This is a genomic window from Vibrio sp. KUL80 (genome assembly GCF_059725495.1).
The window spans coordinates 1,794,203-1,818,618 of the sequence record NZ_AP045842.1 but is presented as its reverse complement, the minus strand read 5'-3'; the positions used below and the strand labels follow the sequence as shown (position 1 = coordinate 1,818,618).

Below are 24,416 nucleotides of genomic sequence, written 5' to 3'. Positions count from 1 at the left end.
ATTACTCAGAGACCTCTAAGTTATCAGGCTTGACCCATACTTTACTAAAATCAAACCAACCTAGCGCGTTGCATTTCGCGTTTTGCAAGCTACCGCAATGATCTTTACTGATACCTAGCCAGCAATGGAATAGAGGTATCACCTGATAACCCTGCACCAGTTGCTTGCCAATCTCTTGTGCAGGAAACTTAACGTGAGCTTGGCTGCGCCACGCTGTGACTAAATCAGACCAAGCACTAAAGTCATCGCCCCTCGCCATTTTCTCAATATCGCTGTAATCCAACAACCATCCTGCTAAGGCATCTTCTCGGTTACTGGCTATTCCCATAGGTCGAATCCAGATATCCACCTCTTCGTGACTTGGGGACTCTACTCCATATCGAATAAACTTGGCTCGAATCCCATCTTGTTTTAACAGCGTATCAATCGCCTGTGATATCTCTGGGAACGTCGGGTGCTCTGAGTAATAAGCGATACGGATCTCTCTATCCAACTCATGCTCTGCTTTGTTTTCCGCCGACTCATCAGAGGATAGTGGCTGATGATACCAGCCAGGTTTGATGCCATGGGCAGGCACTATCCCTAATTCTTTAATCGTCGTCTCCTTTAACATCCGGAAAATATCGAGTGAGTTAAGTCTTCTGGACAAGTAACGAGCCCAAGCATCATGCTGGGCGATTCCCGAAACGCGGTTTAGAAGCAGGTAAGTACAACCAGGGTCGAGGTCGATGCCGTCTTGAATATCGGAGCGCGCGCCCGCAATAGGGTCTGCAAGACTTGGGAAAACCAATGAGGAATGGACTTCATCGACTACCCACACCTCAACGGTATCAAGCAGTGGTCGATAGCCAAAATAGCCATCGAATGCTGTCAAAATAAGTCGTTTGTCATTGTTGGTGGTGACACTATAGGGACCCGTGCCAATTGGATAACGATCAAAGTCTTCGCCACGCATAGATTCTGGAGGCAAAACTTTAGCTGCGTTCTCCGCAAACAGTTGAGGTGCACGGTGATCAGGCTGGGCGAAATAAACATCAATCACCCATGGAGATGGCGTGTCGACTTTCTCTAGGTGACGAAATAAATTTTTAGTTTTGAGTGATTCGATACTAGAAACAACATGCTCAAGTTTTAGTAGTTCACCATTGTGAAAGCGAACACCCGGCCGGATATAAAAGCGCCATTGAGTATCACTGACTTGTTGCCAGTGATGAGCAAGATCTGGCTGTAGTTCGTCATTTTCATCGAACTTAGTCAACCCACTAAATACTTGGCGTGCAATGTGTATTTCGGAGCGACGCATCGGCTTTGCCGGATTTAGCATCGAAAGAGGACGATAGTAAGGGAGACGAATCACCTGTTTACCATCAGATTGAGACACACCTAAATAGCTTTGGATAACACTTGAAAGTCTATTGGCATCTTTATCGAGCACATTTAGCGCATGACCGATACGCCCCTCTTCAAGGTAACGTCTTGCTAAAGTCTCGCTTACATCGTTACGATTTTGCTTGAAGATGAGCTTCGAAAGCTTACCGCGCCCCGCAGCTGGGTGCCATTCTATCCATCCCTCTTCTTCCAGTTTATTCAATACAATTCGAGCGTTACGGCGGGTACAAAACAAAATTCCGGTCACATCATCGAGTTGCGTGTCTGCATCTTGACCAGAGAAGTGTTCAAATAATATTTCGAATTGCTTTCGAAGACGAGGGCTGCTCATAAAGAGGAAAATCCATTATTGCTGTTGGAATTTAGTTTCCTCTTTATCGGCAAAATTAGCAAGTTACAAGCGCAATATCTCGAGCCCGCACTCAGAAGAAATGGCCTCTATTTGTTCGACTGTATCGAGCTTTACTGACCATTTACATTCCGCTCCATTTGCGGACAACACACAAGCTGGCAATATCAGCTGAAGAGCATCTACTTGAGCTTGGAGTGTGACTTGACCTTGCGTTAAACGAACGACAATCTAGTGAGGCGTGGCAATCACTTTACCTTGGGAAAAGTCGACGATCATTGTTTTGCCTTCTTTTGCTTTTTCACGGCAATCGTGAGTCGACTTGTGCAAACAAGTCGCTGCTTTTCATCCGTAATGTCAATATGCCAAACCTGCGTCGACACCCCTAGGTGCACGGGGCGAGCCGTGCCGATCACATGACCAGAGCGCATCGCTCGAATATGGTTTGCGTTGATATCGAGTCCAACGCAGTAGTGGTTTTCATCCACACAGTAGTTTGCTGCTAGCGAACCAAGAGTCTCCGCTAACACGACTGAAGCCCCGCCATGCAACATCCCAAGTGGCTGATGGGTAAAGCTGCACACAGGCATCGTTGCCGATAAGGTGTCGTCGGTAAAATCGGTGTATTCGATTTGAAGATGCTCCATCAGCGTGTTCTTAGAAGTGCGATTAAGCGACTCTAATGACATATTCTTCTTCCAAATACTCATCGATAAATCCTATACTTAAGTGATTGAATGATAAGAATGATGCCTGTAGTTTTTGCGAATGGCAAACATCTCACTAAAGGACAAGGGAGTCTCTACAATGAAACGTTGGACAAAGGTGTGTTGCGCCGCTGCGGTTACCGCGGCTTTAGCGGCTTGTTCGTCGTCTCCAACTGGGCGTGGCCAAATTATTTTGTTCTCTGATGCACAAATGAGTCAACTCGGTGCGCAGTCATTTGAACAGATGAAACAAGAGCAAAAAGTTAGCACCAATAAACGTATAAATGAGTACGTTCAGTGCGTTGCAAAAGCGATAACCGATCACGTGCCACCTCAGCCAGAGTTTGCAGAATGGGAAGTGGTAGTATTCGATTCAGAACAAGTGAACGCCTTTGCTTTGCCCGGCGGAAAAATCGGTGTTTACACTGGGCTACTTGATGTTGCCGTTAATCCAGATCAACTAGCGACAGTCATCGGTCATGAGGTTGCTCACGTGCTCGCCGATCACAGTAACGAACGCCTGTCACAAGCACAGTTAGCTAATACAGGGCTGCAAGTTACCAGCGTAGCTTTAGGGGGCTCTCAATATAAAGACGTGACCATGGCCGCACTAGGGGTAGGTGTTCAATATGGTGTTATCCTGCCCTACGGGAGAACGCAAGAATCAGAAGCAGACATTGTTGGTTTAGAGCTGATGGCCAAAAGCGGATTCGATCCCTATCAAAGTGTTGAGCTCTGGAAAAACATGGCTAAAGCCTCAGGTGGAAACCAACCACCAGAACTACTCTCTACCCACCCGTCACACGACACTCGCATCAACGATTTAAAGGCTAAAGCAGACCAATTGCCTGCCTACGATATTAACCACCCTACGTGCAAGAAAGCCTAGACTTCCATCTACTTGATATAAGAATGCATCTCAAATCATAAGGGCAGCCAAAAACTGCCCTTATCTCCTTATCCCTGTTTGTGACAACGCATAATATGCGAGTTGTAGCATTTTTGACCTTTTTCTCTTTGATTTTACGTATTCTTTACATATATTTAACAACAGGTCTGACAAGTCGTACCCTACGCTATTAAAGATACGGCAGTTTAGAACCCCTCCATTTATTAAAGGATGACTAAATGAAAAGAAGAATGCTGTTGACGCCAATAGCGCTTGCTGTTGCTGCCCCCTCCTTGTTTGCCGCAGGATTTCAGGCAAACGAACACTCAGCCTCAGGTCTTGGACGCGCTTTCTCTGGTGAAGGTGCTGTTGCCGACAATGCAAGTGTACTTGCGCGCAACCCTGCTGCGATGACTTTGTTCGATAAGGCACAATTTTCTGGCGCCATTTCTGTCGTTGACCCTCAAGTCGATATCACGCAAACATCTCCAGTAAATCAAACGTCTAAAGACGTCGCACCGACTCAGTTGGTGCCTGGTGCGTACTACATTAGCCCTATCAATGAGCAATGGGCGTGGGGGATTGGCCTATTTACTAACTACGGTGTCGCGACAGATTACCCTGATGGTATTTATGCTGGTGACTTAGCTGGTGATACGTCACTCATCACCGTAAGCCTCAACCCTAACATTGCCTATCGAATTAATGATTCTTTCTCAATTGGTGCCGGAGTCAACCTAACGCACGCTGAGGCAGAGTTAACTCGACATAAAGGCGGCTTAGCACCCGCGTTTGGCAGTAACAATCCTTCAGAGAACCTCATTGGTCTCAAGGGAGACACCTTTGGCTATGGTTGGAATATCGGCGCTTTGTACGAAATCAATGATAATAACCGTTTGGCACTCACCTACCGTTCGTCGGTCGATCTTGAGTTCAAAGATGGTGAATTCTCTAGCTATGACTCGGGCATTGCGAATGCTCCAACCGTCGACGGTCGTCTTGACGTCACTCTTCCTTCTATTTGGGAGCTGTCCGGTTACCACAAGTTCGCAGAGAAGTGGGCGCTGCATTACAGCTGGTTTAGAACCGAGTGGAGTAGCTTTACCGAGCTAAAAGCGACCTCGCCTGATTGTAATGATGGCACCGCCGGTCAGTGTTTCTTCAAGAAATAAGACTATAGCGATAATGACCGCTACTCAGTTGGCTTTACCCACTACCTAAGCCAAGACTGGACCATACGTGCAGGCTTTGCTCTTGATAAGAAAGCGGGTAAAACTACACTCAGCATCCCTGATACAGACCGTTATTGGTACTCGGCAGGTTTCACTTATCAGTGGAATCCAAAGCTGTCGTTTGATGCGGGTATTACCTATATCCATGGTAAACCAGGCTCATTTACTGAAGAAAATGCCGCTGGAGAAGTGTTGACGTTTGACGCTAAATCTTCCGCTGCCATCGGTGCTCTTCAAGTGAACTATGTATTCGACTAATAGCCAGAGAAAGGATTCAACAATGAAAAAGACTTACCTTGCGACTGCTCTATCTGGCGTACTGCTACTAGCAGGCTGTGGTGGAGATGCCGAACAAAGTGGCGAAGCAACCCTTCCAACTTACGAAAGCTACATTACTGAGTCACTCGCTCAGCCAACCAAACTTCAATTCGTTTTGCAGGGCGCAAACGCGACTGTTCCGGTTCCCAATAATCTGCTGATCAACACATTAGATGGAACGCTTGAAATTCCAACAGGCGGAGATGATGCACTATCCAATCCACTCGCAGCCATGGGACAAATGGACGGCTGGTCAACAACGGCCAACCTAACCATACCATTTGATGGTTTACTCGATGCGACGACAGCTGCCGCATCGGTTACGATTATCAAACTCACGGATAAATTGACTGGCACACCGCTTCCAGAAAAGACACTAACTTACGGCGTGGATTATGTCGTCAACACCTCTGGTGGCAACCTTATCATCACGCCACTTGTAGACTTTGAGGCATCATCTGAGTACATCATTGCGGTAACCAATAGCCTAAAAGACAGCACATCGGCCTCTGTGGGTATGTCGCAGAGCTATGCTTCTTTAAAATCCACATCACGTATTTACGAATCTGGAAGTTTGGCATCAGCTCAACAACTTGTACAAGGCGTTGAAGCTCTTATTCAAGCAGGAACTGGTGGTGCGGTACCAGCACAGGACATCGTCTACTCTGCATGGTTTACTACCCAGTCTGTGGGTGAAACGCTGTATGCCACGAAAGCGATGTTAGCTCAAGCACAGAGCGACGACTACACCTACAGCACAATTTGGAAAGAAGGCGCAAACCCGAATAACGCTGCCGTAGATACCATAGGTCAAATGACCTTTGGCGACAGTGATGATTTCGCCGTTATACTCGCCGCCGATGATAACTTTACTAAGTACATTTCAAACGAAACAGTGCGAAGCTTTGTTATCTCTCAGTACACTACAGCTACTCCCGGTACAGTAACGGTAACCAAAGGTACAGTTAATCTACCCTACTATCTAGAAACAGGTGCTGATTGGTCAACTCAGCCTTTTGAATCTGGCTCAACGAGCTTGGCGATTGTGACCAACACTATTACTGACAACGAGGCGGAGCAAACTCACTTTGCTGAACAGCTCGTTAGCTATAATATTGACCCAGCAGAGTTTTTTGCCGATCCCGCTTCTAAGCTTCAGGATATTTTAGGGCTTACCTTCACCAAGGTCGACGGCTCCCGATATGACACGGATAGAATCATCACACAGTACTCACCAGTCCCTGTTGTGAAATCGGTCGAGGCAGTTAACTTCCTACTCTATACTCCGACGAATCCGACGGGCGCACTTGATGGTCTTGTGATTTATCAACATGGCATCACCTCAGCGAAAGAGAACAGCTACTTCTTCGCCAACAACTTGGTCGCCAATAACTACGCCGTCATCGCAATTGATGCTCCTATTCACGGTGAGCGTAGTCTTGATGACCAGCGCTCTGCGAATACCAACGTGTTGGCATACATGAATTTGTCTGTACTCCCGGTAGCTAGAGATAATATTCGTCAGTCTATGTTGGACCTGATTACACTTCGTATGGCGTTGGGTACTACTCAAGCAGCAGGTGACTTAACCACTACATCGCTGGCAGTATTACCGTCATTGGCAACCACACCACCTAGCTTCATTGGTCACTCGCTAGGCGGGATACTTGGCGTCCCCACTGTCGCGCAAGCTAATAGAACGCTCAATTCAGCTGCAGATGCATTTTTCTCATTTAAGAATGCTTCTTTTGTAAATGCAGGCGGTCAGATCTCGAACCTATTGTTGGGCTCAGAGTCGTTTGGACCTGTGGTAACCCACAACGTCGCGCTAGCGGCAGGTATTGGGTATGACACTTTTGTCGCAGGCTGTGGGACTCCGAGTGAAGCAGACTATGAGAAAAACTGCTTGGAAGCTTTTGAAGCCGATAATCCAAGTAACTACGCGAAGCTTCTATCAACCAATGCTCAATTCGGATTTGCCGCACAAACCGTGTTGGACACAGCTGACCCGTATACAAACGCCACCGTATTGAAAGATGTGGCGACACCTGTATATATGGGCCAAGTGCTGAGCGATGCTACGGTACCAAACAACGTACCTGGTCCTATGCCTGGCACTACGGTTAGCAAGTATGTCTTACCATCACCACTCGCGGGCACAGAGCCATTAGCGGCGAAACTAGGTCTTACTGACATCACGGCTTCAAGCGGAGCTGGTGCGAAAACGACACCGTTCGTTCGCTTTAATGATGTTGGTCAACACTCAACCTTTGTGTTCCCACAAGGTACTGCAGATGCAGCACATCACGCGGAGATGCAAACTCAAGTGGTAACGTTTGTTGATGCGAACGCTGCCGTGGTAACTAACACAACTGTTCTTGAGTAATAACATTCAAACCATTATCAGCACGGCTTCGGCCGTGCTTTTTTATGTCCATGATCACACTTTTCCTTAAAACCATGTATAATGCGCGGCTATCAATCCAGTGATACTAAAATTAAGTACCACATCATCTTAACCATCAGTTCAAAAACTGCTGGTCATATCAAAATAAGGTATCTGTATGTCTATTGAAGCAACCATGCTTGAACGCTGCGAAAATAAATGTGAACTTTGTGCTGCTGAAACTGCTCTCACGCCATTCGCTGTTGCCCCTCATACACAAATCACGGTTGATCATGCGATCATGCTTTGCGACACATGCACAAGCCAAATCGAAAACCCAGAGACAATGGATGTAAACCACTGGCGTTGCCTAAACGACAGCATGTGGAGTCAAGTAGCGCCTGTTCAAGTGATGGCTTGGCGCCAACTTAAGCGTCTATCTGCTGAGGGTTGGGCTCAAGACCTCGTCGATATGATGTATATGGACGAAGAAGTGGCGAAATGGGCAGAGCTTGGTCTAGACGAAAATATCGAAAAACCTCGTGATGTAAACGGTGTAGAACTTAAGAAAGGTGACGACGTAACTGTTATCAAAGACCTTCCAATCAAAGGTTCTTCACAAGTTATCAAGCAAGGTACTGTTATTCGTGGTATCAGCGTAAACCCTGACGATCCGAAGCACGTTCAAGGTCGCGCCAACGGTCAAGCAATGTATGTTATTGCGGAATACTGCCGTAAGAAATAACCGCTACCATACGGATATAAAAAAGTGACCTTTACGGTCACTTTTTTACTTTCTAGCGAACACAAAAACACATCTAATAGCGCTCTATTCAACGTTCAGCACCGTCAAAATCGCAGCGTGGTCTGATCCCTGTATCTCCTTTACTCGCTCTCGCGAGCAAATCGGTGAATGTTGAACATCTTCATTCTTTACCCAAAGATGGTCAATGGCTGCGACAGGGTAGCTCTTCATCCCCCACCTTTTCACAAACAAAGGCCAACTACCTACAGGTTGGGTGGAATAATCTGAGAGCGTTTGGTCAAACCTACGGGTAGTACTCGCTAAATTAAAATCCCCTAACACTAAGTTAAACGTCAATGGAGAGCGTTCAACGAAAGATCCTATATCTTGAATCAACGCATTACGCTCAAGCCATAAGACCTCACTTCTCGGTGACGGAGGATGTGCGGCGACAACAAAGACATCTCTTAGATACCGAGTTTGCCATATTACATTGACTATCGAATGCCCGGCTGCCGAAGTCCTGACATTCATACCATACACGGGCGAGCGGCTCATGATCATGAGTCCATTGGGATACCCTATCCTTCTCTGTCCGCCAAACCTATATGGATAGAGGTTATTGAGTGAGGTTAGCTGCTCGCCATGTTTTGGGGTGACTTCTTGGAGTACAACTAGGTCAGGTTTGGCTTCACGCACATAAGTGATAAGCGTATCCAGCGAAGTGTTCTCATAAAAGACATTGTACTGAAGCACAGATAGAGTCTTCGACTCACAAACTTCTGACTGTAGGAATCTCTGCCCATTTATCCCGACTAAAGTACTCAACGAAGTGAGAATCATCACTACGGTAAGCAGTCCTTTACGAGCGATTAGAGATACTATTCCGAGGGAAGCATAATATATTGGAAGTACAGAAAGGAAGGCCGCTAAGTTTTCTAGTTGCCATGACACTTCAAAGAATCGAATGTATACCGCAAGCGTAAGAGGAAGTACTGCAGCCAACAGCATTAGTGTTTTCAGCAAATTACTCCCTCAACGTCAAACAAATCCTTCTAATTCATTAGGATAGACGAAAACTGTACTCTTGTCCGCCTATTGTTCGACTGTACTACCAACAGAGCTTAGATATCTTCATCCAACTCAGTGGTTTCCAATTCGGCGAGCACCAAACCAATTTCCATTGCGTCTAGCCACTCTAATTCTTGTTCATTGTTTTCTCTTTCCATAGCTTTGCTCCTGATACATCTCTAGATAGAGACAGATTAGCCACGCTATATGACATCTCTGAGAAACCCAAGAATCTCTCGTTAATTCCTTGAGCAACATCATTGTTAATCGTTTGCTACGAGCACACTCCACCATCCGTAAATAAATCCTTACACCGCTATAAATAAAATGATACAAAGCACTTGATCGCTAGTATTTATCACTGCATAATCGCTGCATTATTAGTTCATGCATCTGAAATGTGTCTTAAATACGCTTATCAAATGCTGAACAGCCCCAAATCGTAAAGATATATATACAATGAAATCAAAAGTACTCGGAAGCACCCTCATTATTGCAGGCACAACAATTGGTGCCGGTATGCTTGCGCTACCTATCGCTTCAGCCGGCATAGGCTTTGGAACATCAATTCTATTGATGTTCGGGTTATGGGCGCTGATGGCGTATACCGCTCTGTTGATGATTGAGCTGCACCAATACGCCGACCACTCAGCAACGCTTCATACCCTCGCGAAACAGATCCTCGGCGATAAGGGCAAATACATCGCAAGTTTTGCTATGCTGTTTTTGTTCTATGCGCTTTGCGCGGCCTATATTGCTGGCGGCGGTGGTCAGTTTGCAGATCGTCTGGAAATGGTTTTTGGGGTGTCTCTCTCCCCGACTCTAGCTACTTTGATCTTCACTTTGATCGTAGCGCTGACTGTGACCATAGGTACACATGCGGTAGACAAGTTAAACCGCGTACTTTTCACCCTTAAGCTAATTGCTATGGGAAGCGTTCTATTTCTGCTAGCTCCAAACGTTACTCAGGGTTACCTAACAAGCCTACCTATGCAGCAAGGGCTCATTGTTGCAGCAATTCCCGTTGTCTTTACCTCATTTGGTTTTCACGGAAGTATTCCAGCTATTGTTAACTATCTAGAAGGCGACACCAAAGCGCTTCGCAAAGCCATCGTTATCGGCTCAAGCCTTCCGCTCGTAATCTACGTATTTTGGCAGTTGGTGACGCTGGGAGTGGTGCAGCAGGAGACGCTCGTAGAAAATTCGGGACTATCCAACCTGATTACGCTGCTTTCCAGTGCGGTGCATGTAGAGAAGTTAGCGACTATCATTGGCGTGTTTGCCGATCTAGCGCTTATCACATCATTCTTGGGCGTAAGTCTTGGACTGTTTGAATACCTGCGTGACTTAGGTAGCAGCAAGGTAAATGAGAAAAGTTCAGCCAACACCTTCTCTAAACGAGCGATAGCAGCTCTAGTGACGTTTTTACCACCGCTTTGTTTCGCCCTTTTCTACCCTCAAGGTTTCATTATGGCACTTGGCTATGCGGCAATAGCGCTAGCGATTCTCGCAATCTTCTTGCCTACAGTGATGATCGCTAAAACTCGTAAAGTCGCAGTCAACGCTAACCAAGGTTCATTAAAAACCGAGCAAGGTACAGTGCATTATCAAACTGGTGGTGGTCAGGTTGCACTTTACGGTGCCATGTTAACGGGTCTAGTGATCGTTACCGCTCAACTGCTTGTTACCTTTGGAGTTTTGCCTAGTCTGGGATAATTTAGTGATCGCCATCACAATAAGTATGAATCGACATAAAGTAATTACATAAAAAGTCGATATCATACACACTACTAAAGCCCCTGTAGGGGCTTTTTTATGTCTATTCAAAATAACAAAATCACTCACGGAGTCCCCATGAGAGAAGTACAATTCAGAAAAATCGATGCGCTCTTTATTAAAATGTCGATCAACGACAAGCTATGGATCGCTTTTGCACTCTTTTTTGCTGCACTCACCTACTCGTCTGTCGCTCGATATCAAGACACCATTTCACAAATGGAAGCTAAGGCAATATCTAACGTTGAATCAAGCCTAACCGCTTATATTAAGTCTGCAGAATCCATGGGCGATATGACTCTATTGAGTAAAATGGGTGTGTCGGAAGGATACGCGCAACCGTCTAGCATTAATAACGGCGTGGTCACAGCAAATGTTCGTGCTAACAGCGGCCAACACTACTCTATGAGTGTGCCATCTAGCGACAATATGGCTGAAGCAAAATCTGATGCCCTAGTTAGCTTGGCATTGACTTATCTGTGGTTGGTTCCGTTTGGTATCTTCAGTTATTGGCTAGCCACCTTCCTCGGCGGTGCGTTATACACGCTTTACACCACAGTGAACAAAATCGCGGACGGCGATCTAACCTCTCGCTTAAACTTTGTAGCTGGTCGTGATGAATTTGGCACTATCGGTGTAGCTTTGGACCAAGCAATGGACACACTGACTGAGCTTGTTACTACAGTAAAAACATCTGCAACTAGCTTAGAAGAGACCGCCTCGTCTTTCCACGAAGAGATGGCTCGCAGCAATGGTCAAATCAACAATCAGTATGCGTCTTTAGACTCTGTAGCAACAGCTATGGAAGAGATGACAGCGTCAGCACAGGAAGTCTCAAACATCTCTTCTCAATCCAACCAGCAAGCGGAAGAAGACACCAAACAAGTTGAGATGAGCTATCAGCGTGTTCAACAGGCGATTCAAGATATCAATCAGTTGTCAGCCTACATCGAAGAGGCATCACATTCGGTAGCGGCGCTAAACGACAATACAACTCAGATCAACGAAGTCATCACGACGATCAATGCCATCTCGGAGCAAACCAACCTACTAGCGCTTAACGCTGCTATTGAAGCTGCGCGTGCCGGTGAGCAAGGTCGAGGTTTCGCTGTTGTAGCAGATGAAGTTCGCACACTAGCAAGCCGCACTCAAGCCGCTACAGTTGAAATTCAAGCGATGATTGAGAAACTTCAATCAGAGAGCCAAAACATTGCTGAAATCACACAACAAACCGTTGAGCAAGCAGAGTCGAGCAGTAGTCTAATCGGTGAAATTGGAAGTGATGTAAACTCAATTGCTGACTCTTCTCGCGCCGTCATGGATATGAGTACTCAGATTTCAACATCAGCGGCAGAGCAAAGTGCTGTTGCTTCAGAAATCGCAGCCGAACTCAGTGACATTCGAACTCAATCCGCAACGATTCGTGAGGTAGCGGAAAACAGTGAGATTGGTGTTGCAAACCTATCGAAGGCAACAAAAACACTGAGCGAAGTATTATCTCGTTATAGAACGTAAACAACTCTGATTTGTTTCCGGAATAGACCAGCCTTGCTGGTCTATTTTTTTGCATACCCTCGATTCTTTTATCATTTTTCACCAAGGAATTTATAAAACCACCCGTATAACATTCGGGTTTTATTTAACGTGCAAAACCTAACGCTACCATAAGTGATATTTGTCGCATTACATTGGCAAAATATTGAGTTATTCAAGAGAGATGCGCTGAATAGTATTACAATTTAAGAACAAGACTCGTCCTGCTTACTAAAGGGGTTTTATGACAAAATCAAAATCGTCCCATCAACCACTTGGTCTTTGCCCTGTGTGTGGCTCAGATGAGGGACTATTGTCGGAAGACAGTGAAACCTTTATATGCGCAGACTGTGGCTACTATACCCAACAATTCTCACATCATAGTTTACTCGTTTACCAAGAAACGACTGCTCAAAAACACATCCCAAGTATCAAACACGTCCAGCTGATCCACTAGAGCTGCGAATGTTTGTTTCAAGCATCACAGGGATCAATGTCGGCTCTTAAACCGAATTGACCCTACGAAAATAGAAAATTAATCGATAGATTCTATATGTTTAATGACGTCACTCATGGATGTTAAACACGTCGAGGCGCTCTGTTTGTAATCACAAGACAGAGCAAAATGAATGGTCTGTATGCCCGCAGCAACGCCCATGTTGACACCTTTAGAAGTATCATCGATGTATAAGCACTGATCAGGTAGAAAACCCATCATAGTGACCGCATACTGCAGAAGGTCAGGTTCTGGCTTCCAGCTGTTCGCATCGAAAGCAGAAATAATCCCATTCTTAAAACGCTCTTCTAAACCAACTGTCGCCAGCATTTTCTGAGCTTTATGAGTCGGACTATTGGTGACAACACAGTACTCAATTCCGGAACTATCCAAGTAATCCAGAAGCTCTACCGCGCCATCCATGGGTTTGAGTTTCTTTTCAAAAAGCTGTTCGGTTTGTTCACGATAGATCGGCTCAAGTAAATCAAGAGAGACATGACTACCCGCTAAAGATTGAGCAGAAGAAAGCACATCTGCGATTTTGCCACCAGAGAAATTATCTAACACCGCCTCTAATCGAAGAGTAACGCCGACTTGCTTGAAAGTCTCTACTATCGCTTCACAGCAAAGTCGCTCACTATCGACTAGAGTTCCATCACAATCAAACAACACACATTTAATACCTGACATGACGTTTCCACGACCTTTTATACTTAATTCTCGTCAAATATTAATATGGTTTTCCGCCCCAAACGTAGATGGAATCGAAAGTTTGACGCTTTCAAACGACGAATCCGCGAAACTCAGCCATTGATCACCGTTTTTCTAGCCAAATCTGCGAATTTGTTGCAATTCCAACACTTTGTATTAGAGAAGCTGCAAGCAAATCGCTATCAATAAAACAAACTTCATTGTCACACGTTATGTCTGAGATAAGAGTTGTTTCACCTTCTTGGCATAGCATGGCTGCGGCAATTGGATTCCCATTTAGGAAGCCGAGATAAAGGGAGTGAGCAGGTTCAACAATAATCTGAGTTAGAAACTCTACAATCAGCTGCTGATGTTTTTCGTTTGCCCATCGTTTGGATTGGAGAATCGAAAACATAATGGTTAAGCGATGAAAATCAACCAAATGCCATTCGATGTCAGAGGCGCTTTCATGGTCTGCTTCTAAAGGCTCTAGATGACAACTTGATTGCGCCTCTAGATAAAGATCACGTCCTTTTAAGCTCTCTTTTGTTGGATAACCACCCTCGACTTGGCTCGCCAGCCACTGGTTTTTATTATTTTGTAGACGCGTGGCTATATCTTTCATATCAATCCTATTCGATTTTTTTGGTAACCTTAGTTATGGTATATAAAAGCCTAATTTAAAAAGGAAACCTTTATGCTTAAAAAGCTTATGCTGGTCCCACTAGCCACCCTAGCCCTCTATGGCTGTGGTGATAAGGAAGTGGGCGATGTGTCGTTGGGTATGTTCACATTAAAAGATATTAAACTCAACACTCTTAACGACCCTATCGTCACTGGCGTAACCTGCCATGTGGCTAGTATTGAAGCGGATCTCAGCCTTTCCGACCCGAGTGACAGCTCTATTTCTTGCCGCCAAACCGGTGAAATAACGCCAGAGATGATTGCAGAGATCGATAAGTCAAAATCAGGCGAGATTGTCTTTAAGAAGTCTAAAAGTATCTTTTTCAAAAGTATGAAAGTTCGCAGGATATACGATGCCGACAATCAAACTCTGATGTATCTTTCTTACTCAACAAAAGAGACGTCGGGAAGCTTCAAGCACAGCCTATCGACCGTTCCTCTTTGGGGCACCAAGGCATACACAACCAAACCGATTGAACTAGAACAGCAATAAACGAATAGAGCCAACGACACACATCGTTGGCTCTATTCTTTACTCAAGCATGCTTCAAAATCTTGGCACCGAGAGCAACTGGCAATTTGAGAATGCGTTTCGCAATGTACCAGCGTTGCATTTTTCTGATCACGATTGCGTTTCACCGCCATCAATGCCCCGTCAGCCTTAGCCATAAACAACCCTTGATTGCTCTCTGAAAGCTGAGAGACACCCAAGCTAATGTTGATCGTGAATTCTTCACCGTCTTCTGACAAAAAGCTTTGCTTTGCCATCGACGTTCGCAGGCGCTCTGCTAGCTGAAACGCACAAGCTAATGTAGTGTGTGGCAATAACAGCGCAAACTCATCCCCACCAAAGCGAAAACACCCATCCTCTTCTCTTACAGAAGTCAGCATAACCTTACCAACTTGTTGTAGAACATAATCACCGATGCTATGACCATACTTATCATTGATAGATTTAAAATTATCTACATCAAGCATGATAAACGACAGAGGTTTACTGTGCCTTACATGCGAGGCGATCTCCTTTTTCATTTGCAGCTCAAGATAACGGCGATTGAATACACCCGTTAGAACATCTCGAATCGCTAAGTATTCGAGTTTGTCATGCTTCGCTATCGAGTCTGAAATATCAATAGCAAGGCCGAACACCCCGACTACCCGACCTTTATCGTCATAAATTGGCGTTTTTAGATTCTGAAAATGACGAACGTTTCCATCAAGATCTGTGTTCTTTTCAACCTGAGAGATGGACTCTCCCGCAAGGACTTTTCGATCATGCAGCAACAGCTCATGGCATACCGTCAAGTCGAAAAACTGAGAGTCATCACGCCCGACAATTTCCTCTGCTGACTTTTCAAAAAGACGTGCCACTGCATCGTTGACATAGGTGTACTTGAGGTCTTGGTCTTTCACAAAAAAATAACAGTCGAGGCGACTCAGAACCGCTCGTATTTCTGCAATGCTGAGATTATCAATATTCATACGACCCACCTCATTATAAACTCAGTTACATATTAGTATCGCATATAACCTTTTCAACAAAGTGGATACACATTGCACTTTACGACATGGAGTGAGCTGTTTTTCGCACTTTTGCACTGCTACAAATCACAAATTCAATGTAATTAGATGAAACAAAAATTGCAGCATTGTGATATTATGCCCGCAAATTTTGATCCGCTAGCCTTTACTATGAAATTCCCTGGACAACGCAAGTCAAAACACTATTTCCCGACCAGTAAGAAAGATCTTTCTGTGAGTCAGGCGCAATCAGCGCCAAAACTATACCGCCCAACAATTGTTGGTGTCGGCCAAACAATCGTCGACATTGAAGCACGTGTTGATGATGACTTCCTAGCTAAATACGATTTAAGTAAAGGACACTCACTCGTACTCGAAGAGAGCAAAGCGGATGCTCTGTATGCCGAACTTGTGGAAAAAGAGCTAATTACACATCAGTTCCCCGGCGACACTATAGGTAATACTCTTCACAACTACTCAGTTCTTGCGGACAGTAAATCTGTCTTGCTAGGCGTAATGTCTAAAAACATTCAAGTTGGGTCATACGGCTATCGTTACCTGTGCCGCACATCGTCGAGAATGAACCTAAACCATCTACAGACGGTTGATGGTCCTATTGGTCGCTGCTACACACTTATCACTGATGACGGTGAACGCACCTTCGCTATCAACGAAGGTGAGATGAACCAGCTTCGACCAGAGAGTGTACCTGAGTCAGTGTTTGACAAAGCATCTGCACTTGTTGTTTCTTCTTACCTTATGCGTGGTAAACCTGAAGATCCGATGCCTCAAGCTGTTGCTCGTGCCGTTGAAATTGCAAAGCAGAAATCTGTACCAGTCGTTCTTACTCTGGGTACTAAATGGGTTATCGAAGGCAATGAGAAGTTCTGGCAAGACTACATCAAAGAAAACGTCACCATCGTTGCGATGAACGAAGAAGAAGGTGAAGCCTTGACCGGTTTCGCCGATCCTCTAAAAGCCGCTGACAAAGCACTGGATTGGGTTGATTTAGTCTTGTGCACCGCGGGTCCAGAAGGCCTCTACATGGCGGGCTACTGTGACAACGTCACACTAAGAGAGACAACACACGAACTTATCTCTGCTGACGAGTTTGCAGACTTCAACAAGTTTGAATTTAGCCGAGCGATGAGAAAAGACGAGTGTTCTGATCCGCAAAAAGTTTACTCTCACATTGGTCCTTACCTAGGCGGTCCACTAAAGATCAAGAACACCAATGGTGCAGGAGATGGTGCACTGTCAGCATTACTGCATGACATGACTGCAAACTCATTCCATAGCAAAAATGTACCAGACTCAGACAAGCATGTTGCGCCATGTTTAACATATTCATCACTCTCTCAAATTTGTAAGTACGCAAACCGAGTTAGCTACGAAGTGTTAACCCAACACTCACCTAGACTCACCCGTGCCCTTCCTGAGAGAGAAGACAGCTTAGAAGAAGCATACTGGGATCGTTAATAAAAAAGGGCTTCGGCCCTTTTTTGTTTTTAAAACATACAAATAACAGGAGGCTGATTACTTTTAGAACAGCCCTCTGAATATTTAACTTTACAAAGCATTTTTAACCAGTATTATCTCGACGCAAACGTTTTCCTCATTAATTTTGTGGCTTTTTAAGGACCGTTAATGCTATCTGATATCGATATCTGTCGTACGACGTCACTCTCTGCTATTTCTGACATTGCAAAACAAGCTGGTCTTCTTGACCACGAGTATCACCCGCAAGGATTTCACAAAGCGAAAGTGACACTGGATGCGGTCTCGCGCCTAAAAGACAACCGTGATGGTAAGTTGATTGTCGTTACCGCAATCACGCCTACCCCATTGGGCGAAGGCAAAACCGTCACCACCATTGGTTTATCTCAAGGCCTCAAGAAGCTAAACAAGTCCGTAATGGCATGTATCCGTCAGCCATCTATGGGCCCTATATTTGGTGTTAAAGGCGGCGCAGCAGGCGGCGGCTATTCTCAAGTTGCACCAATGGAAGAGCTAAACTTACACCTAACAGGCGATATCCACGCCGTGACTGCTGCTCACAACCTGGCGGCCGCGGCGATTGACGCGCGTATTTACCATGAACAGCGTCAAGGCTTTGAAGCATTTGAATCTCGCACTGGTCTTAAAGCGCTTAAGATTGATAGTAAAAACGTGGTATGGAAACGCGTTGTCGACCACAACGACCGAGCCCTACGCATGGTTACCGTCGGTCAAAACGAAGTAAACAAAACGATCAATGGCTACGAGCGCCAAGATGGCTTTGATATCTCTGCAGCATCAGAGTTAATGGCGATCCTTGCCCTATCGAAAGATTTAAAAGATCTTCGTACCCGCATTGGCAAGATTGTTGTTGCCTACTCTATTGACGGCACACCTGTGACCACCGAAGACCTACAAGTAGCGGGTGCAATGGCGGTTAGCATGAAAGAAGCGATTGAACCAACGCTTATGCAAACGCTAGAGGGCGTACCGACACTTATCCACGCAGGTCCTTTTGCAAACATCGCTCACGGTAATTCATCGATTATCGCGGATAGCATCGCCACAAAACTGAGTGACTTTACGGTGACAGAAGGTGGTTTTGGTTCTGATATGGGCTTTGAGAAGGCTTGTAACATCAAAGCTTCTGCGACGGATAAGAAACCTGATTGCGCAGTGATTGTAGCAACGCTTCGCGGTCTGAAAGCAAACTCTGGTCTATATGATCTTAAGCCTGGCACTCCTATCCCAGACAGCATCTACGGCGAAGATACAGCGGCATTAAAAGCTGGTTTTGAAAACCTGAAATGGCACATCAACAATGTGGCAAAATACGGCGTTCCTGCTGTCGTGGCGATCAACCGCTTCCCACAAGACAGTGAGCAAGAGCTTGCGCTACTACAAGAGTGGGTCGAAGCACTAGACAGCAACTGCCAAGTCGCTATCAGTGAAGGTTTTGCTAAAGGTGGTGAAGGCACAGTGGCTCTTGCTGAAAAAGTCATTGAAGCATGTACAACTGACGCGAACTTTAAACCTCTATACACAGCAGAGCAATCTATCGAAGAGAAGCTCATGACCGTGTGTGAGGTGGGCTACGGTGCGGCTCGTGTAACCTTGTCTTACCAGGCTCAGCAGCAACTAGAAATCTACAAGAAACATGGATTCAATAACCTAGCGGTTTGTCTTGCTAAAACACCACTTTCCATCACTACTGATGGCAGTGTGAAAGGTGCACCAACTGGCTTTGATGTCGTTATCCGTGAGTTACGCTTATGTGCGGGTGCCGGTTTCATCTATGCACTTTGTGGCAATGTAATGACTATGCCGGGTCTTCCAGACAAACCAGCATTTATGAGCCTAGATCTCGACGACGAAGGCAACATCGTTGGTCTTAGCTAATTAGCGTTAAGCTTGCTGAAATACTAAAAAAGCGACGGTTCTCCGTCGCTTTTCTTGTTTCTAAGATTAAGAGTTTTACATCACTGGGCAACAATCAAGGTCAGCTCTACACGACGATTGCATGCTTTACCAAATTGAGTCGTATTCGTACACGCAGGAACGTACTCACCATACCCTCTGGTATAAATCATCTGTCTTGGTACGTTCTTTCCAATCAAGGTGCGTTTCACTGACTCAGCTCTTTTGTCAGACAGCGAATCATTCAAGCGAACAGTACCCGTGTTATCCGTGTGCCCACCAATCACCACGTCTACACCCTGTTGACGAGACAAGAAACTCGCCAGTTGCTCCAACCACATTGCCGACCCATCAGCAACATTCGCAGAACCCGTATTGAAATGGATTTTTTGTTTTAGGCGAATCATGACGTAGTCACCAGGAATGAGTTCATAATCCAGCCCTTGATTCACAAGATAGGTTTCCAACTCATCCCAAGAGTGACTTCGATATTGACCATTTGGCCCGCCAACCTTAGCAGTCGACATGATAGGAGCATCCGCCCACTCTGGGTGCATGACGTCGTGCTCACTGCGGGGCGCTGTTTCTAACATTTCTGGAAACATCTTACTCGTTGTCTCGGACACTGAACTGCATCCTGCGAGTACAATCGCAGAGGTTAACCACACCACTCGCTTTAGCATTAACATCGCCAACTCCTAAATCTCAATCATGCTGTTTATATCGACCAAAACAGCGAAACCTTTACAAAAAATCTTTCGCTTATTCCCCTCTTGTGCGGCCTACTCATTCAACGTTAAACTCTCTGCATCCAATCCATTTAGAAGCATTATGATGTTAAAAACATTTTCTAAGTCTCTTGCCATTCTCGCACTCGTTGCATCTGTAGCTGCTTGTAGCGACTCTTCAACGCCAACCGAAGGCAAACAGTACCGTACCTTAGATGCCAATCTATCTACTTACCGACTACCTCAAGTAACGGAAGTGTTCTCTCTAGGATGTGGTCACTGCCGTAACCTTGAGCCAATGCTGCCTGAGCTAGAGTCTAAAATTGATTCCAAATTGGGCAAAATGCATGTCATGTTCAATGATAGTGCGAAAATTGCTGCCATGATTTTCTACACAGCGGTCATGCAATCCGAAGGTGGCAAGGTCCCTGCGGATATGAAAGACAGCTTGTTTGCACTTGTACAAGACCGTGAACTTGATGGAGCCGCAAAGAAAGCCGAGCTCGACCGTATTTTCGAGTCTCGCAACATGGTTAGCCCATACGCACTCGATGAAGCTCAGCAAGAGCAGTTGTTCACCTATCTAGAGCAGGCTGAAGCGGTGTCTATGGAAGCGCAAATTAACGCTGTACCTACCTTCATCGTTAACGGCAAGTATGAAGTCATGATTTCTGGCCATCAGGGAATCGATGAGATTGCTGAAACTATCAACTATCTAAAAACAAAATAAAGGAACACTCGTGTCTAAAATTCTAATTCCTATTATTGTTCTGCTTCTGGCAGCATTTATGATTTACCGTACTTGGGGTAACAGCAAAGCCGCCGAAGAGAACTTTCAGCAAGGACAAGCATTCCTACTCGAAAATGCAAAGAAAGAAGGCGTGATCACCACGGAAAGTGGTCTGCAGTATGAAGTGCTTAAGAAAGGTGAAGGCACTGAAAAGCCGACAGCAACGAGCAAGGTAAAAGTGCACTATCACGGTACGCTCATCGACGGTACTGTATTCGACAGCTCAGTCGATCGCGGTACACCAATCAGCTTTGGTTTGAATCAAGTCATCAAAGGCTGGACGGAAGGTTTGCAGTACATGTCAGAGGGCGATAAGTTCCGCTTGTACATCCCTAGCACGTTAGGCTATGGCAAAAGCGGTACCGGTCCAATCCCACCTTCTGCGGTATTGATTTTCGATGTTGAGTTACTTGAAATTCAATAATTTCTAAAAAAACGCCCCGTCATTTGAATGAACGGGGCGTTTTTGTTTATGCCGGATAAAACTCAAATCCAGATTCTGTTACTAGGTAGCAATCCATCCCAGCAGCATGAGCGGCTTGAAGCCCCAGTTGGGTATCTTCAAATACCACACAGTTCTCGGGCGTCTTACCCATTTTTTCTGCCGCTATCACAAATGTATCTGGGTTTGGCTTGTGGTTTTCCACTTCTGTTGCTGTGACCACGCACTCAAAATCATCAAGTACGCCCGCTTCTGTCAAAAGTCGAATTGCCGAATCTCTCTGGCTTCCAGTACCGATAGCCATGGGTTTAACATCTATATGTTGTTTGTACACTTCGAACGTATGCTCAATGATTTGTCCCTCAAAAGGAAGCGTTGTGAAGGTCCTCATCTTAAATCTCGACACTTCAGCTTGGTCTAGATTAAGTTGGTAACGCTTATTGACCTCGCCAGTAATTTTATAGCTCGGCATTCCACCCAATGAATGTAACCACGCTTGGTCATACGGAAACTGAAAATTCTCAGCCGTAATCTCCCATGCTTTGTCATGATTAGGCATGGTATCTAGCAAAGTGCCATCCATATCAAAAATTATTGCGTCATACTTTTCCAGCTGTAACAAGACGTTAACTCCTTCGCTGTCGGTTCAAAATCGATTATCGAGAAAAATCACTAAAGAACGGCGTTCCATTACCGATATTTATATCAATATGGGAACACATTCGTGTATTTAATATGCGGTCGATTCCATTTTTTTGTTTGTAATGGTGCTAATAGAGACTAGAAATCAATAGCTTGCTATATTGCGCGACCCAAAGGGGCGTCGACAACAAATAATAACAAAACTTGCATGATTTCGTCTTCTCCCATTGAAGACGTTTAGGTAAGGATACAGAAAGAATTAAGGTTCAAAATGAAGATAAAGCATCAACTTATCATTCTAGGGGCTCTGTCTCTTATGGCGATTCTCGCGGTACTGGCAAGCAGTACTTAGATAAGTTCACCAAAAATGCTGTACTCTTCTTAGATCAAAAACGACAACTCGATCAGACACTGTCTGAATCTGGTGTAAACCTACCAAACCTACTAGAACAAGAGCTTGCCAACTATCGCGGCACCTTTACTCGCCTTGTCACAGCGTACAAGCAGCTCGGATTGTCACAGCAGTTAGGATTGCTAGGGCGACGAGCGCCTTACTTTTTCACGATAACCTGTTCATGCTCCATGAGTTCTCGAACAAACGGCGATGGTGAGGATTGGTAAGTCACCCAAACCTTCACTTTGGCTCGAGTCATTGCCACATAAAACAAACGTCTCTCTTCTGCATGAGGGTATGTATCGGTGCCAGAAGTCAGCGCATCGTTGAGGTGAACAAACTTACGCTTCGCTGGGAACTGCCCCTCATCAGCATTAACAATGATGACAAAGTCAGCTTCTTTACCTTTACTGGCGTGGCAAGTCATGAAGTCGAGCGATAGATTTGAGAATCGCTTGCGCCAATCGTCGAAAAGCTCAGGTTTGTGGTAATGGTTGCGACCCAACAACAGGACTGATTTATTCACCTTTGCTTTACTATTGAGGTCATCTAGGATTTTTTCAACGCGGTTACCGTGCTCTACTACCACCGCCTTTTGTTTAACCGACTTATGGCTCTTTATCTCCTTGGTGAGCTGCGTTGGATTAGCCTGAATGAAGTCTGAGGAGACCTCAAGCAGCTTGTCACTAAATCGATATGTCGTGTCGAGTAAATGAATAGAAGAATCAGGAAAGCGTTGGCCAAATTCTGTGGTCAGATCCACATCAGACCCCGTGAACTGGTATATCGACTGCCAATCATCCCCCACAGCAAACAGTGATGCCGTATTACCCTTCTGTTCACACAAAGATTGCACGAGAGCAAGTCTATCCGGCGAGATATCTTGATACTCATCGACCATAATAAACTTCCACGGTGATGAAAATTTACGAGACGAAACACGTTTCGTGGCATTAGTAATCATCGAGGTAAAATCAATTTGATCGTTGTCTTTGAGCATTTTTTGCCATGCTTGATAGCATGGCCAACAAAGCGCAAGCTCACTATTTAAGCGAGTGTAATCTGCCTCATCGATGATTTTTTCCTGAATTGCCTTTTTGTTTAAACCGGTGGCGATAAGCTGATCAAGTTGCTGTTCCAGCCACGCGATAAGCTTAGGGTTCTCACTTTGACTACCCAGCTCTTCATCGCCCTTCAAATACGCAATAGGCCACTTAGATAAATGTTTTTGCCAACGTTTAAAGTTTGTCGGTGTCATCCAATGCTTTTTGAGCCACTCAATACACCAACCTGTTTTTTGTGACGATTCCGTTGCCAATGGCGAAAGCTTCGGAGGCTGGATCTCCGTTTCTTTGAGGATTTGGAGACCAAGCTGGTGAAAGGTCAGCACAGAAATCTCATCCGCGGTCTTACCCAGTTTTCGCTCAAGACGATCACGCATTTCTTGCGCGGCTTCGCGTCCAAATGCCACCAGCAAAATCTGATCGGGTTGCGCGAGATGACTCTGCAAAAGATACGATACTCTCGCCATCAATACGCTTGTCTTGCCCGACCCCGCACCAGCTAGAATAAGGTTTTGATCGTTGTTGTGCAGCACCGCCAACTGTTGTGAGTAGTTCATGGGTGAGGATTCAGATTGTGAGAAGAAAACTTGCCAGTTCTCCCGCTCCTCTTCCAACCAATTCACGTTTCTTTCTTGCAAAGCATGGGGAGCATCCTCAATCCAAGGAAGCAGTTTTTGAATTCGGTTCGGCATAGTGCGCATTGCTTCCGCAATCGACATATTCATCTCAAGAAACTGGCTGTCTACTTCAGTAACCCAATTGTTCATCATCGATTGAGGAAGAAACTGCGGTAATGTTCGCAGGCGATTGAGCTCCTGCTCCCATTTAGGTAGGTAGGTTTTCAGAAGCGCACATTGCTCTTGATGCCAGCTTTGATATACAGATACCGCATGCTTGGCAAAGCGTTGTGCTTCTTGCCAAGGTAAGCCTTGCACAACCCATTGAACTTGTTTGTTGTCAGATTCATGCGCGTGAACCGTGATAGAAGACCATATGAGCCCTCTTTTCACACTGAGCTTGCCACTCCATTCACAAAATGGAATCCGCACTTCTGCCCTCACAGAGTGAAGCACCAAACAATGTTGTTGCAGTTCGATAGTGCGAAACTCGTGTTGAGTGAATATTTCAGCAGTCGGAGTAGCGGTTAGCAGCATGA

General features: G+C 45.3%; 21 protein-coding genes and 1 pseudogene. 12 read left to right on the top strand and 10 right to left on the bottom strand.

All coding sequences use genetic code 11. The annotated features are described in order from the left end of the window. Position 1 precedes the first annotated feature (1 nt). The 3 genes from AC6I8U_RS24680 to AC6I8U_RS24670 all read right to left on the bottom strand — a co-directional run bounded on the left by AC6I8U_RS24680 (position 2) and on the right by AC6I8U_RS24670 (position 2,448). Positions 2 to 1,720, bottom strand: a complete 1,719-nt coding sequence (locus AC6I8U_RS24680; protein WP_498018900.1) for an SgrR family transcriptional regulator — start codon at positions 1,718 to 1,720, stop codon at positions 2 to 4. Positions 1,721 to 1,783: 63 nt separating this feature from the next. Continuing rightward, positions 1,784 to 1,969, bottom strand: a complete 186-nt coding sequence (locus AC6I8U_RS24675; protein WP_498019653.1) for a DUF3389 family protein — start codon at positions 1,967 to 1,969, stop codon at positions 1,784 to 1,786. Between the two features lie 44 nt (positions 1,970 to 2,013). Further along, on the bottom strand, positions 2,014 to 2,448 hold the full coding sequence (locus tag AC6I8U_RS24670) for a hotdog fold thioesterase (RefSeq protein WP_498018899.1): 435 nt from the start codon (positions 2,446 to 2,448) through the stop codon (positions 2,014 to 2,016). A 97-nt stretch (positions 2,449 to 2,545) separates the two neighbouring features. On the opposite strand from AC6I8U_RS24670, the gene AC6I8U_RS24665 reads away from it, so the two are divergent. The 4 genes and pseudogenes from AC6I8U_RS24665 (at position 2,546) to AC6I8U_RS24650 (ending at position 8,015) form a co-directional block, all read left to right on the top strand. Further along, entirely contained in the window at positions 2,546 to 3,334 is a 789-nt protein-coding gene (locus tag AC6I8U_RS24665; protein ID WP_498018898.1) for a M48 family metallopeptidase, read from the top strand. Between the two features lie 239 nt (positions 3,335 to 3,573). Then, positions 3,574 to 4,824 (top strand): annotated as a pseudogene (locus AC6I8U_RS24660) (outer membrane protein transport protein). Between the two features lie 22 nt (positions 4,825 to 4,846). Beyond that, positions 4,847 to 7,270: a VolA/Pla-1 family phospholipase gene (locus AC6I8U_RS24655; RefSeq protein ID WP_498018897.1), complete on the top strand. Its 2,424-nt coding sequence runs from the start codon at positions 4,847 to 4,849 to the stop codon at positions 7,268 to 7,270. A 178-nt stretch (positions 7,271 to 7,448) separates the two neighbouring features. After that, on the top strand, positions 7,449 to 8,015 hold the full coding sequence (locus tag AC6I8U_RS24650; RefSeq protein WP_234496856.1) for a PhnA domain-containing protein: 567 nt from the start codon (positions 7,449 to 7,451) through the stop codon (positions 8,013 to 8,015). Positions 8,016 to 8,099: 84 nt separating this feature from the next. On the opposite strand, the gene AC6I8U_RS24645 is transcribed toward AC6I8U_RS24650, so the two are convergent. After that, complete coding sequence (locus AC6I8U_RS24645) at positions 8,100 to 9,041, bottom strand: endonuclease/exonuclease/phosphatase family protein (RefSeq protein WP_498018896.1); 942 nt, start codon at positions 9,039 to 9,041, stop codon at positions 8,100 to 8,102. A gap of 504 nt (positions 9,042 to 9,545) precedes the next feature. Here AC6I8U_RS24645 and AC6I8U_RS24640 point away from each other — a divergent pair. The 3 genes from AC6I8U_RS24640 to AC6I8U_RS24630 all read left to right on the top strand — a co-directional run bounded on the left by AC6I8U_RS24640 (position 9,546) and on the right by AC6I8U_RS24630 (position 12,852). Further along, the gene (locus AC6I8U_RS24640) at positions 9,546 to 10,802 is read left to right on the top strand and encodes an aromatic amino acid transport family protein (protein WP_498018895.1); all 1,257 of its coding nucleotides are present in this window, start codon (positions 9,546 to 9,548) and stop codon (positions 10,800 to 10,802) included. A 138-nt stretch (positions 10,803 to 10,940) separates the two neighbouring features. After that, complete coding sequence (locus tag AC6I8U_RS24635; RefSeq protein ID WP_234496859.1) at positions 10,941 to 12,377, top strand: methyl-accepting chemotaxis protein; 1,437 nt, start codon at positions 10,941 to 10,943, stop codon at positions 12,375 to 12,377. 262 nt (positions 12,378 to 12,639) lie between these two features. Next, positions 12,640 to 12,852 carry a TFIIB-type zinc ribbon-containing protein gene (locus tag AC6I8U_RS24630; protein WP_234496860.1) on the top strand — a complete coding sequence of 71 codons (213 nt, stop codon included), beginning with the start codon at positions 12,640 to 12,642 and terminating at the stop codon, positions 12,850 to 12,852. Positions 12,853 to 12,930: 78 nt separating this feature from the next. Here the strand turns inward: AC6I8U_RS24630 and AC6I8U_RS24625 are convergent, their stop codons facing one another. Together AC6I8U_RS24625 and AC6I8U_RS24620 are read right to left on the bottom strand one after the other, a co-directional pair. Beyond that, positions 12,931 to 13,581 carry an HAD-IA family hydrolase gene (locus tag AC6I8U_RS24625; protein ID WP_042471422.1) on the bottom strand — a complete coding sequence of 217 codons (651 nt, stop codon included), beginning with the start codon at positions 13,579 to 13,581 and terminating at the stop codon, positions 12,931 to 12,933. Positions 13,582 to 13,705: 124 nt separating this feature from the next. Beyond that, complete coding sequence (locus AC6I8U_RS24620; RefSeq protein WP_498018894.1) at positions 13,706 to 14,206, bottom strand: hypothetical protein; 501 nt, start codon at positions 14,204 to 14,206, stop codon at positions 13,706 to 13,708. Between the two features lie 72 nt (positions 14,207 to 14,278). On the opposite strand from AC6I8U_RS24620, the gene AC6I8U_RS24615 reads away from it, so the two are divergent. Beyond that, a complete protein-coding gene (locus tag AC6I8U_RS24615) occupies positions 14,279 to 14,758 on the top strand; it encodes a CreA family protein (RefSeq protein ID WP_498018893.1) in 480 nt (159 codons plus the stop codon). Between the two features lie 32 nt (positions 14,759 to 14,790). On the opposite strand, the gene AC6I8U_RS24610 is transcribed toward AC6I8U_RS24615, so the two are convergent. After that, positions 14,791 to 15,747, bottom strand: a complete 957-nt coding sequence (locus AC6I8U_RS24610; protein ID WP_498018892.1) for a sensor domain-containing diguanylate cyclase — start codon at positions 15,745 to 15,747, stop codon at positions 14,791 to 14,793. 210 nt (positions 15,748 to 15,957) lie between these two features. On the opposite strand from AC6I8U_RS24610, the gene AC6I8U_RS24605 reads away from it, so the two are divergent. Together AC6I8U_RS24605 and AC6I8U_RS24600 are read left to right on the top strand one after the other, a co-directional pair. Further along, positions 15,958 to 17,265 (top strand): inosine/guanosine kinase, encoded by a 1,308-nt coding sequence (locus tag AC6I8U_RS24605; RefSeq protein WP_498019652.1) that lies wholly within the window; start codon positions 15,958 to 15,960, stop codon positions 17,263 to 17,265. Positions 17,266 to 17,433: 168 nt separating this feature from the next. Then, positions 17,434 to 19,182, top strand: a complete 1,749-nt coding sequence (locus AC6I8U_RS24600) for a formate--tetrahydrofolate ligase (RefSeq protein ID WP_498018891.1) — start codon at positions 17,434 to 17,436, stop codon at positions 19,180 to 19,182. Positions 19,183 to 19,262: 80 nt separating this feature from the next. On the opposite strand, the gene AC6I8U_RS24595 is transcribed toward AC6I8U_RS24600, so the two are convergent. Beyond that, on the bottom strand, positions 19,263 to 19,889 hold the full coding sequence (locus tag AC6I8U_RS24595; RefSeq protein ID WP_234496865.1) for an OmpA family protein: 627 nt from the start codon (positions 19,887 to 19,889) through the stop codon (positions 19,263 to 19,265). Between the two features lie 145 nt (positions 19,890 to 20,034). On the opposite strand from AC6I8U_RS24595, the gene AC6I8U_RS24590 reads away from it, so the two are divergent. Further along, the gene (locus AC6I8U_RS24590; protein WP_498019651.1) at positions 20,035 to 20,658 is read left to right on the top strand and encodes a thiol:disulfide interchange protein DsbA/DsbL; all 624 of its coding nucleotides are present in this window, start codon (positions 20,035 to 20,037) and stop codon (positions 20,656 to 20,658) included. 10 nt (positions 20,659 to 20,668) lie between these two features. After that, the gene (bamJ, locus tag AC6I8U_RS24585; protein WP_498018890.1) at positions 20,669 to 21,142 is read left to right on the top strand and encodes a BamJ family beta-barrel-assembly machinery protein; all 474 of its coding nucleotides are present in this window, start codon (positions 20,669 to 20,671) and stop codon (positions 21,140 to 21,142) included. 46 nt (positions 21,143 to 21,188) lie between these two features. Here the strand turns inward: bamJ and AC6I8U_RS24580 are convergent, their stop codons facing one another. Together AC6I8U_RS24580 and helD are read right to left on the bottom strand one after the other, a co-directional pair. Then, positions 21,189 to 21,743, bottom strand: coding sequence for a beta-phosphoglucomutase family hydrolase (locus AC6I8U_RS24580; RefSeq protein WP_498019650.1), 555 nt, complete (start codon positions 21,741 to 21,743; stop codon positions 21,189 to 21,191). 610 nt (positions 21,744 to 22,353) lie between these two features. Next, a complete protein-coding gene (helD, locus tag AC6I8U_RS24575; RefSeq protein ID WP_498018889.1) occupies positions 22,354 to 24,414 on the bottom strand; it encodes a DNA helicase IV in 2,061 nt (686 codons plus the stop codon). Positions 24,415 to 24,416 lie beyond the last annotated feature (2 nt).